The following is a 10,334-nucleotide window of genomic DNA, read 5'->3' on the forward strand; positions in this document are numbered from 1 at the left end:
ATTTTAGCATTCCTAAGTTCAATTACTCCGTCCAGCTTTACTTATACATATATAATATAAGCACTATCCTTGAAACATCAAAAAATTATTTAGCTAATATTTCAACTCCAGTTTCAGTTATTAAAACAGTATGTTCCCATTGAGCTGATAAAGAATCATCATCTGTATATATAGTCCATTCGTTTTCTGCATCTACATATACATCATATCCACCAGCATTAACCATAGGTTCTACTGTTAATACCATTCCTGGTACTAAGACCATATCTGTACCCTTTTTACCGATATGAGGTACAAAAGGTTCTTCATGGAATTGATTTCCTACTCCATGACCACCTAAAGCTCTAACAATTGTGTAACCATTCTTATGCGCTACTTCTTGACAAGCAGCTCCAATATCACCTAAGTGACCCCATGGATTTATTGCTTTTATTCCAGCTTCCATACATTCTTTAGCTACTTCAACTAATTTCTTAGCATCTTCGCTAACTTCACCTATCATAAACATTCTTGATGCATCTGAATAATATCCATTAAGAATTGTTGATACATCTACATTTACGATATCTCCATCTTTAAGTATTATCTTTTCATCTGGTATACCATGACATACTTCATTATTGATAGAAGTACATACACTCTTAGGAAATCCTTCAAAGTTTAAAGGTGCAGGTATAGCACCATGTTCTACTGTATAGTCATAAACTAATTTATCTATATCTAAAGTAGACATTCCTGCCTTTATCTTACTTGCAACTAAATCTAAAACTCCATTATTAACTTCTGAGCTCTTTTTTATTCCTTCTATGTCTTCTGAACTCTTTATTACTTCTCTTGGTGGAACTATTTCACCTTTTAATCTTAAACTTTCTAATTTTTCATCAAATTCTAGATGACATCTCTTATATTTTAATCCACTGCCACACCAGCATTTTGCATTTCTATTTGAAAACATAATTTTAAATACACCTCTTTACTAAATTAACTTTTAAAATTCCTATAATTTACTTACTAGATTATGCTACAATCACAACTTCTAAAAATAGCACACTATTATTATATATAAAAAATTTGAAAAGTGATTTTTTAACTATTTATTATTCTTTATTCAGTATAACTAAATTATACTATTTAATCAAATTATTATAATATTCCTAAGTTCAATTACTCCGTCCAACTTTGCTTATTCATAGATAAACACTTTACTTAAAGTTAACCTCTTGCTCTATCACATTTAAGCTTTTTACCTTTAATAGTAGCTGTCTTTAGTCCATTTATTACAGTCTTACCTTTTCCATTTAATATATCTACATATGAAGCTAAATCTTGAACATCTATTATTCCAATGTCTTCACCAGTTACTCCTGGTATTTTAGTTACAGCTCCAACTATATCCCCTGGACGAATTTTCTTTTTCTTACCACCATTTAGATATATCTTCATTATATCTTTATTTACAGCATTACTCTTTTCCTTTTTCTTTTTTGGTTTGCTCTTTAATACTTCCATTGCTTTTTCTGTGCAATTAATTATCTCTTCTTTGCTTGGAAGATTTTTAACTTCTAGTTTAAAACCTATGTATTCTTCAATTTCATTTAAATATCTATCTCCAGAATCTTTGCAAAAAGTTAAGGCTACTCCTTTAGCTCCTGCACGTCCTGTTCTTCCTATTCTATGTACATATGCTTCTTTTTCAACTGGAATATCATAGTTTATAACATGAGTAATTCCTTCTATATCTATACCTCTTGAAGCTATATCTGTTGCCACTAAAATTCTAAAGTCGCCTCTTCTAAATTGTTCCATAGTATCAAGTCTGTCTTTTTGCATCATTCCACCATGTATCTTATTAGTTGAATAACCCTTTTTATTTAAATATTCATGTACTGTATCAACATTTTCTTTTGTTCTACAAAATACAACTGAAGTTTCTGGCATTTCAGATATAAGTATATTATTTAATAAATCTAGTTTTTCGTTATATCCTACATGATAAGCATAGTGACTTACATTATCGCTTGTTAAATTTTGAGATTTAATTGCTATATCAATTGGTCTATTCATATGTTTGTCACATAAGTTTTTTATTTCATCAGGTATAGTTGCAGAAAATAATAATGTTACTCTTTTCTTTGGTATTCTTCTTATTATAGCTTCTACTTGTTTTATGAATCCCATATTAAGCATTTCATCTGCTTCATCTATAACAAAATAATTTATCTTTGACACATCAAGGCTTCCTCTATCTATATGATCTAATACTCTGCCTGGAGTACCAACAACTATATGTGTTTTTTGCTTTAATTTTCTTTCTTGATCCATTATTGATTGCTTTCCAAAAATAGGTACACAATTAATTCTTTTATATCTTCCTATATTAGATATATCTTCACTAATTTGAACTGCTAATTCTCTTGTTGGCGCTAATACTAACACTTGAGGTTTATTTTCATCCCAGTCTATTTTTTCACATAATGGAATACCAAAAGAAGCTGTCTTTCCACTTCCTGTTTGAGATTTTACAACTAAATCCTTATTTCTAAGTATTTCTGGTATTGCTTTCTCTTGAACCTCTGATGGAGTCTTATATCCTAAATTATCTATTGCCTTTAGCAATTCACCACTTAATTCAAATTTATTAAATTCTTTGCTCATCCTTTAATTAATCTCCTTTATTTATCTTAATTAAACATATTTTTTCTTTTGCACTATGTTTATTTTATCCCATAATTAATATAGTATTTTCAATACAAAATAATTTATTATAATCATCTTATTATAAAATAAACTATTTTTTAATTGCTTATTATAATTTTATATTAGACATAAGGTAAAATATGACTATACTTAATTGTTAGTCTTCTTAAGTTCAATTGCTTTATCCAATTTGCTTATACATATATTAGTAATCTTTTTAAATACAGCCTAAAATTTATCTAACTCTATGATTATATACTACAAATACAAGTTTAACTAGAAAAATACATATATTAAGTATATAATTAAGCATACTAATATTTAAAAACAAAGGAGAATTTTTATAATATGACAAAATCATTAAACGATTTAAATTTAAGTTCAGATATAATAAGTGCATTAGAAAAGCAAAATATAACTGTTCCAACTGAAATTCAAAGTTTAGTTATAAATGAAGCTTTAGAAAATAAAGACATAATGGGAGAATCATTTACTGGAAGTGGTAAAACTTTAGCTTATCTTCTTCCTATATTTGAAAGAATAAATACTGAAACTAAAGATATTCAAGCAATAATTTTAGCACCAACTCATGAATTAGTTATGCAAATAGAGGCTCAAATTAAATTGCTTTCAGATAACTCTGGAATAAACGTTAAATCACTTGGAATAATCGGTGATGTTAATATAAATAATCAAATTAAAAAGCTTAAAGAAGTTAAGCCTCATATAATAGTTGGATCAACTGGTAGAGTTCTTGATCTTATAAGAAAGAAAAAGATCACTGCTCATACTATAAAAACTATTGTTATTGATGAAGTTGACAATTTATTGGATCCAAAGAGAGCTCAAATTGTTAAAGACATAATTAAAACAACTATGAGAGATAGACAATTAATGGCCTTTTCTGCTTCTATTACTCCTGAAATAGTTGATTCATTAAAGGAATTAATGAAAGATCCATTAATAGTTAAATCACAAGGTAAATCTTCAATTAATCCTAACATTTCACATGTGTATGTAAAATGTGATAGAAGAGATAAATTTGAAGTACTTAGAAAAATAATAGCAGCTGAAGATCCAAAAAGAGCATTAATATTTGTTAATGATAATAAAGATATTGAATTAACTTCTTTAAAACTTAATTATCATAATAGAGAATGTTTTGCTATGAGTGGAAGTATTTCTAAAGAAGAAAGAAAAAATGCTATTGATAGCTTTAAAACAGGTAAAATCAAAATATTAGTTTCTTCAGATGTATCTGCTAGAGGTCTTGATATTACTGATATTACTCATGTATTTAATTTAGATCTTCCATTAAAACTTGATGAGTACTTACATAGATCTGGTAGAACTGCTAGAGGTAATGCAAAAGGTACTTCTATCTGTATAGTTACTGATAAACAAATGAACATAATAAAAAAATATGAAAAAGCATTTAATGTAGAATTCCAAGAAAAAATTATTTCTAATGGAGTACTTAAAAATAAAGATAAGTAATTTATTTCTTTCATTAATTAGACTAGACTTTTAAATATAATTTATTATAAATTAAAAAGATTACTTAATACAAACCCATTAATCAAGTAATCTTTTTAATCATATTTAAATTATCTCCTATTTTTATACCAAATTATTTTATTAGTATAAAACCATACATCACCATCTTCGTATACATTTTCTTTAAGTGCTGGCACATCTTTTTCTTCAAACTCATTTAATATATTTAGATTTTTTACTGATAATTCTTCTTTTCCAAAGTATGTGACTTTTCCTGCATACACCACTCCGTCTACTGTTTTAAAAATTATATCATTCATTAATTTACCTCCCCTTTATCCCTAATAATATACTTCTATAGCAAAACTTAATATCCCTTTAAATAGGATTAAATATCCTGCAAAAAAGTTTATCAATATTCATTTTGCTTAAATTAATATCTTATTTACACAAATTTATTATTAATATATAATTTACCACATAGCAAAAAAATACATAACTTAAAGGGGGACTTGATTCATATGAATAATAAAAAGTTATCATTAAACTTTTTAGCGTTTTTTACAATAGTAGTTTGGGGTACTACTTTTGTATCTACTAAAGTATTACTTAGTAATTTCACTCCAGCAGAAATAATGTTTCTTAGATTTTTAATAGCATATATTATGCTTTTACTAATTCATCCCAAATTTCATAAAATAACATCAATAAAAGAAGAATCTTTATTTTTGCTTGCTGGAATCACTGGAGGATCTTTGTATTTTATTACTGAAAATTCTGCATTAATTTATTCTCTTACATCTAATGTAGCATTAATTCTTGCTACTGCTCCAATTTTAACAGCATTTATGGCACACTTTTTTTCCAAAGGAGAAAATTTAAATAAAAATTTATTTATTGGATTTATAATTGCAATTTTAGGTGTATTTTTAGTTATCTTTAATGGAAATTTTATATTAAAATTAAATCCAATTGGAGATATTTTAGCTTTATCTGCTGCATTATGTTGGGCTGTTTATTCAGTAACTTTAAAAAAAATTAGTGGTAAGTACAACTACATATATATAACTAGAAAAATATTTTTTTATGCATTACTAACTATATTGCCATTTATATTGTTTTCATCATCTAGTAATATAAATACCATGTCATTATCGCAACCAAAAATAATATTCAATTTGTTATTTCTAGGAGTAATAGCGTCTGGAATATGCTACGTTGTTTGGAATTATACAGTTGATAATTTAGGAATTATTAAAACTAATAATTACATTTATTTAATACCAGCTGTTACAATGATAGCTTCTTTCTTTATATTAAATGAAAGTATTACTATATACTCTACTTTTGGCGCAATATTAGTATTACTTGGGGTTTATGTTTCAGAAAATGGATTTAAACTACTTAAATTTAAGCAAAGATTACATTAAAATTTAATCTTTATTAAGATTCTATTACTTTACTTTTATTACAAATAAATAGTGATATAATATTCTACAAAGAACAAATTTTACTATGTAAATATAGGGAAATTTTTTAATATCTTAGGAGGAAGACGCTCATGAAAAAAAAATTTATTAAATTATCAGTAATTTCACTACTATGCATTATAACATTAGTATCATGTGGAAAGCCTAATAATACTAATAATACTAATAACGATACTAATAACACTACTGAACAAACTCAAAATGAAAATGCTAATTCAACTCTACCAGGAAATGTTGAATCTTCTACTGCAGAAGTAAAGAAGGTTGTTAGTATAGATGATTTAAAAGATAAGGATCAAAATGCTATTAAAAAAGTTTTAGGAAATCCTAAAAGCACAGATGGTGATAAAGTTACTTATGAAAAAGATGACTATACTTTTGAAATAACTTACGTTGATTCTAAATCTGCAATTATTAAAATTATACCAATAAAAGAACTAAAATATCCTAATGATGGTATTAACATCTTAAATGTATTAGGCATTAGTGCTCAAACACCAGATGTAACTGCACCTATTGGTCTAGTTTGGAATAATAAATTTAATACTTATAAAATAACAGTAGCATCAGATGCTAGTGTAGAAAATAAACTTAGTTATATTGAAATTATATTAGATGAAAAATACGCTCAATAGTTAAAAAATGTTTTGAATTAAATATACTATAAAAACTATCGGATAATAGGTGTAATATTTATGCTTATATCCGATAGTTTATGTTTATTATAAAATTCGTTCTATTTTAGAGGTATTTCATGTATATTTATACATATTCAATTTGAAACTTTTTATATTTTTATTATATAATAATATAAATATATAAATTATTATATATATTATCGAATAAAGAGGGGTACAAATGATAAAATGGGACGATAGCTATAATATTGGCATTGAGACTATAGATGAACAACACAAATATTTATTTAAACTATGTAGAGATTTAGAAATCCTACTTGCAACTCCAAATGTAATTTATAAAGTAGATGATGCAATTAAAATTGTATGTGATTTTCGAAATTATGTAACTTATCATTTCTATTATGAAGAAATGTACTTTAGCATAGCACATTATGATCACTTGACAGATCATATTACTGAGCACGAAGATTTTAAGAAACAAATCTTAGATATTAATATATCTAATTTTTATAAAGAAAACTATGATGAATTGCAAACATTAATTAACTTTTTATATGGTTGGATATTTAATCATATAACTAAAAAAGATATTAACTTAAAAAACTTAATTAAGTAAAAAATGAAAGAGGCTATTTTCATTAATAAATTCATATGAAAACAGCCTCTTATTATTAACTAACACTAAAAATTTTATAATAATTATACATTTATTGTTATAATCCTGCCAATAAAAATACGCTTGAAACCAATATAACAACTGATACTATTGTAAAGGATAACTTTATTACAAATTCCTTTCTAAATGTTCCAAATAACATAATAAGGTTTTTCATGTCTAACATAGCTCCAAATATTAAAAAGGCTACTACACTACAAAAAGGATATTGATTTAATAAATTTTTACCAATAAACGCATCAACTTCCGAACATAAAGATAATAGAAATGAAAGCAACATCATAAATATTATAGATAACATCTTTCCATTTGATATATTATCAAATATACTGGTTGGAACCAATACTTGAAATGCTGTTGCCAAAAATGCTCCAATTATAAGGTACTTCATAATATCTAAAAATTCTTTTATAGAATGCTCTAAAAGTAATTTAAATTTATTTCCATCACATTTCATCATTCCATTATCATTACATCCGCAATTACAATATGATTTATTGTCTATTAATCTGTCCATCAATAAATATTGTCTTCTGCCTTGAAGTAAGGTCATTATAACTCCTATAAGAATTGCTCCAACAAATCCGCCCACCGTTCTTGCTATTACCATAGATATGTTATCATTAAACGCTGTATATGTTGACATTATTACAATTGGATTTATTAAAGGCACAGCCATCATAAATGTCATTGCAAATCCAAGAGGCACTCCTTTTTTAATTAAGGCTCTTGTTATAGGAATTATTGCACATTCACATATTGGAAATATAAGACCTATTAATGCTGCACCAAAATATCCTACAATATTATTTTTAGGAATACACTTACGTATAGTTTCATTTGATATATATATTTGCATCACACCTGAAATTATCGCTCCTAAAACAATAAAAGGAGTTGAATCCATCATTATGTCTATAAATGTACTAAAAAATTTTTCCATTATATTTTTATCATACATATCTAATTTATATAATCCTATAATAATTAAAAATATGATAAATGATATTATTAAAAAATTTCTATTCTTTTTATTTTTCACTCTCTTTTCTCCTTAAATGTTTTGTGGAATTATTTATCTTAACTTTTATCTTTTTTAAAAAAGTATTATCTAATATTTGACTTTCTCTAAGCAGTGAATTAAATCCCCCTTTATTTTCTGATTCCAATATATATGCTGATGGATTTATATTTTTTAACATATTTTTAGTACTTTCTATATCTTCTTTATTACAATTCTTAGTATTATTCAAAATCATCAAATTTGAAAGTTCAATAAATGGAACTAAAAAGTTACCCATATTTTGCACATATGATCTTAAACTTTTAGTATCACCAATAAAATATATCCTATCTAAACTAATGTTATTTTTATATATCTTTTTATCTATTATTTTAAATAAATCTTCTAAATTGTAAGTTCCATTAAATTCAATTATTATTCTATTAGGAGAATACTCTCTTATTAAACCAATCATATCTTCGCTTAGTTTCTTTAAATCACTTTGTTTATAAATTGTTACTAAACCATAATCTAAAACTTCGTCAGATATTTTGTTTTCTCCATTTTCTAATTGTATTACTATTATTTTTTCACCTTTTACATAACTTTCTTTTATTAAAGAATTTATAAAACTTGTTTTTCCGGCTCCTAAAAATCCTGTAACTATTTCGACTTGAATTTTCATTTTAATATCCCACCTTAACTAAATAAACGAATCAGTTCTTTTTTATTTAAATTACTTCCTATTATAGAAATAACTTTTTTATTAGCCCATTTTATTTTTCTTCCTTGAAATTCATTTGGTACATAATCAAATTGATAATATCCACCATTTATAACTTCAACAATTCCTTTTGCTCTTATTACATTTCCATATTCTTTGTTTTGTTCTATTATTTTAAATTTACTTTCTAATTCTTCTTCACTAATTTTATTATTCAAATCTATAGGATAACTTTCAAAAACATCTTTTGCAGAATGATTATGTTCTTTTCTAAAAGAAGCATGTTTAGCTATTTTATTTATTATAAATTCATTCTTGTTGTATAATGCTTTGTCATCAACCCCTACTATTTTGTTTATTTCTTTTATATCCCTATCTAACAAAGATTTACTTACTATTTTTGCAGTACTATTTATCTTCCTAATAGAGCTAATTACTTTTTTGAGTTCTTCTTTGCCTATTAACTCTGTTCTACTAAAAACCAAAACTTTTGCTTTTTTTATTTGGTCCTTATAAAATTCATCAAAATTATTTAAATACATGTCATACCTTTGCGCATCTATTACTGTAATTACTCTATTTATTGAAAATTTTTCTTTATATTCATCTTTATTTAAAAGATTTAATATTTCACTTAATTTTGCTACACCTGAAGGTTCAATTATAATATTTTTAGGATTATATTTTTCTATTATTTCTAACACAGATTCTATAAAATCACCTGTTACTTGGCAACAAATACATCCTGAATTTATTTCTTTTATTTCTATATTTCTTTCCTTTAATATAGTTCCATCTATTCCAACTTCACCAAATTCATTTTCTATTATTACTGTATTTTCATCATAAACCTTGTTAGCTAACAAACTTTTAATAAGCATTGTTTTACCGGCTCCTAAAAATCCTGAAAATATATCTATTTTACTTACCATAAATTTTACCCCTCCTTATACTCCTATATATTTATTTATAATTAAATCAATGTAAATATTACTTAATTTTAAATATTTTTTCTTTCTATTAATAATTATTGATAAAATTCTAAAATTATGTTATTTTTAATTAAGGTATGTTACACTAACGTTTATTTTAATACAATTAGGGAGTGATTATATGTATGATGTAGATGATTTTTTTAATCATCCAGAACACAGGATGTATATAAAATATGAACCTTTTTATCTTACACCTAAAATATTTTATTTTTTATGTGAAGCCAAGAGTATTTATAATATGATTGAAGCAGCTAAATCTAATAGACCTGCTCTTGAAGGTGTAATTCCAGAAATTGAAGATTTTTTTGAAGCTGGAATGCCTGAAGATATGTTTAAACAAATGATTGGACGTATGGTTAAATTTATTCTTAGAGATTTTGGATGTTTTCCTCTTGAAAAAATCCCTACCCTTAAAAGAAAAAATACTATATTTAAATCTGGATTAAAATACACTTATGATGAATCTAGAGCTAGAAGAAAAATTAAAGTTCATTATGAAATAGTATAATAATGCTATGTTTTAGTAAAATGTCTATATATGCATAAGCAAAGCTGGACTGAGTAATTGTACTTAGGAATACTAAAAATGAGTATAGTCCCATTTTAGCTTG

Annotated in this window: 11 protein-coding genes; 5 read left to right on the forward strand and 6 right to left on the reverse strand. The window is 25.3% G+C overall.

The features are described 5' to 3' along the window. Positions 1 to 85: 85 nt before the first annotated feature. Positions 86 to 955 carry a type I methionyl aminopeptidase gene (gene map, locus NG904_RS15710; protein ID WP_252232606.1) on the reverse strand — a complete coding sequence of 290 codons (870 nt, stop codon included), beginning with the start codon at positions 953 to 955 and terminating at the stop codon, positions 86 to 88. Positions 956 to 1,212: 257 nt separating this feature from the next. After that, a complete protein-coding gene (locus tag NG904_RS15715; protein WP_252212778.1) occupies positions 1,213 to 2,655 on the reverse strand; it encodes a DEAD/DEAH box helicase in 1,443 nt (480 codons plus the stop codon). A gap of 390 nt (positions 2,656 to 3,045) precedes the next feature. On the opposite strand from NG904_RS15715, the gene NG904_RS15720 reads away from it, so the two are divergent. Then, entirely contained in the window at positions 3,046 to 4,194 is a 1,149-nt protein-coding gene (locus tag NG904_RS15720) for a DEAD/DEAH box helicase (RefSeq protein WP_252232607.1), read from the forward strand. Between the two features lie 110 nt (positions 4,195 to 4,304). Here the strand turns inward: NG904_RS15720 and NG904_RS15725 are convergent, their stop codons facing one another. Further along, the gene (locus NG904_RS15725; protein WP_252212780.1) at positions 4,305 to 4,514 is read right to left on the reverse strand and encodes a hypothetical protein; all 210 of its coding nucleotides are present in this window, start codon (positions 4,512 to 4,514) and stop codon (positions 4,305 to 4,307) included. A 201-nt stretch (positions 4,515 to 4,715) separates the two neighbouring features. Between NG904_RS15725 and NG904_RS15730 the strand changes: the two genes are divergently transcribed. From NG904_RS15730 to NG904_RS15740, 3 genes are all read left to right on the forward strand, one after another. Then, the gene (locus NG904_RS15730) at positions 4,716 to 5,624 is read left to right on the forward strand and encodes a DMT family transporter (RefSeq protein ID WP_252232609.1); all 909 of its coding nucleotides are present in this window, start codon (positions 4,716 to 4,718) and stop codon (positions 5,622 to 5,624) included. 131 nt (positions 5,625 to 5,755) lie between these two features. Then, positions 5,756 to 6,319, forward strand: a complete 564-nt coding sequence (locus NG904_RS15735) for a hypothetical protein (RefSeq protein WP_252232610.1) — start codon at positions 5,756 to 5,758, stop codon at positions 6,317 to 6,319. A gap of 223 nt (positions 6,320 to 6,542) precedes the next feature. Further along, complete coding sequence (locus NG904_RS15740) at positions 6,543 to 6,941, forward strand: bacteriohemerythrin (RefSeq protein WP_252232614.1); 399 nt, start codon at positions 6,543 to 6,545, stop codon at positions 6,939 to 6,941. Between the two features lie 97 nt (positions 6,942 to 7,038). Here the strand turns inward: NG904_RS15740 and NG904_RS15745 are convergent, their stop codons facing one another. From NG904_RS15745 to NG904_RS15755, 3 genes are read right to left on the reverse strand one after another with little or no spacing between them, the layout of a single operon-like run. After that, the gene (locus NG904_RS15745) at positions 7,039 to 8,043 is read right to left on the reverse strand and encodes a permease (RefSeq protein WP_252232616.1); all 1,005 of its coding nucleotides are present in this window, start codon (positions 8,041 to 8,043) and stop codon (positions 7,039 to 7,041) included. After that, positions 8,033 to 8,689 (reverse strand): GTP-binding protein, encoded by a 657-nt coding sequence (locus NG904_RS15750; protein WP_252232617.1) that lies wholly within the window; start codon positions 8,687 to 8,689, stop codon positions 8,033 to 8,035. Before NG904_RS15750 ends, NG904_RS15745 begins: the two co-directional genes overlap by 11 nt. A gap of 14 nt (positions 8,690 to 8,703) precedes the next feature. Further along, positions 8,704 to 9,660: a CobW family GTP-binding protein gene (locus NG904_RS15755; RefSeq protein WP_252212786.1), complete on the reverse strand. Its 957-nt coding sequence runs from the start codon at positions 9,658 to 9,660 to the stop codon at positions 8,704 to 8,706. Between the two features lie 181 nt (positions 9,661 to 9,841). Here NG904_RS15755 and NG904_RS15760 point away from each other — a divergent pair, with 181 nt between their 5' ends. Further along, complete coding sequence (locus NG904_RS15760) at positions 9,842 to 10,231, forward strand: hypothetical protein (protein WP_003371490.1); 390 nt, start codon at positions 9,842 to 9,844, stop codon at positions 10,229 to 10,231. Positions 10,232 to 10,334 lie beyond the last annotated feature (103 nt).

Source organism: Clostridium sp. ZBS15, from assembly GCF_023845705.1.
In the GTDB taxonomy this organism is placed as follows: Bacteria; Bacillota; Clostridia; order Clostridiales; family Clostridiaceae; genus Clostridium; species Clostridium aquiflavi.

Coding starts and splice junctions, on each gene's coding strand:
- NG904_RS15735 (WP_252232610.1), top strand. CDS start 5,756: ATGAAAAAAAAATTTATTAAATTATCAGTAATTTCACTACTATGCATT.
- NG904_RS15750 (WP_252232617.1), bottom strand. CDS start 8,689: ATGAAAATTCAAGTCGAAATAGTTACAGGATTTTTAGGAGCCGGAAAA.
- NG904_RS15755 (WP_252212786.1), bottom strand. CDS start 9,660: ATGGTAAGTAAAATAGATATATTTTCAGGATTTTTAGGAGCCGGTAAA.
- NG904_RS15715 (WP_252212778.1), bottom strand. CDS start 2,655: ATGAGCAAAGAATTTAATAAATTTGAATTAAGTGGTGAATTGCTAAAG.
- NG904_RS15740 (WP_252232614.1), top strand. CDS start 6,543: ATGATAAAATGGGACGATAGCTATAATATTGGCATTGAGACTATAGAT.
- NG904_RS15720 (WP_252232607.1), top strand. CDS start 3,046: ATGACAAAATCATTAAACGATTTAAATTTAAGTTCAGATATAATAAGT.
- NG904_RS15760 (WP_003371490.1), top strand. CDS start 9,842: ATGTATGATGTAGATGATTTTTTTAATCATCCAGAACACAGGATGTAT.
- NG904_RS15725 (WP_252212780.1), bottom strand. CDS start 4,514: ATGAATGATATAATTTTTAAAACAGTAGACGGAGTGGTGTATGCAGGA.
- NG904_RS15730 (WP_252232609.1), top strand. CDS start 4,716: ATGAATAATAAAAAGTTATCATTAAACTTTTTAGCGTTTTTTACAATA.
- map (WP_252232606.1), bottom strand. CDS start 955: ATGTTTTCAAATAGAAATGCAAAATGCTGGTGTGGCAGTGGATTAAAA.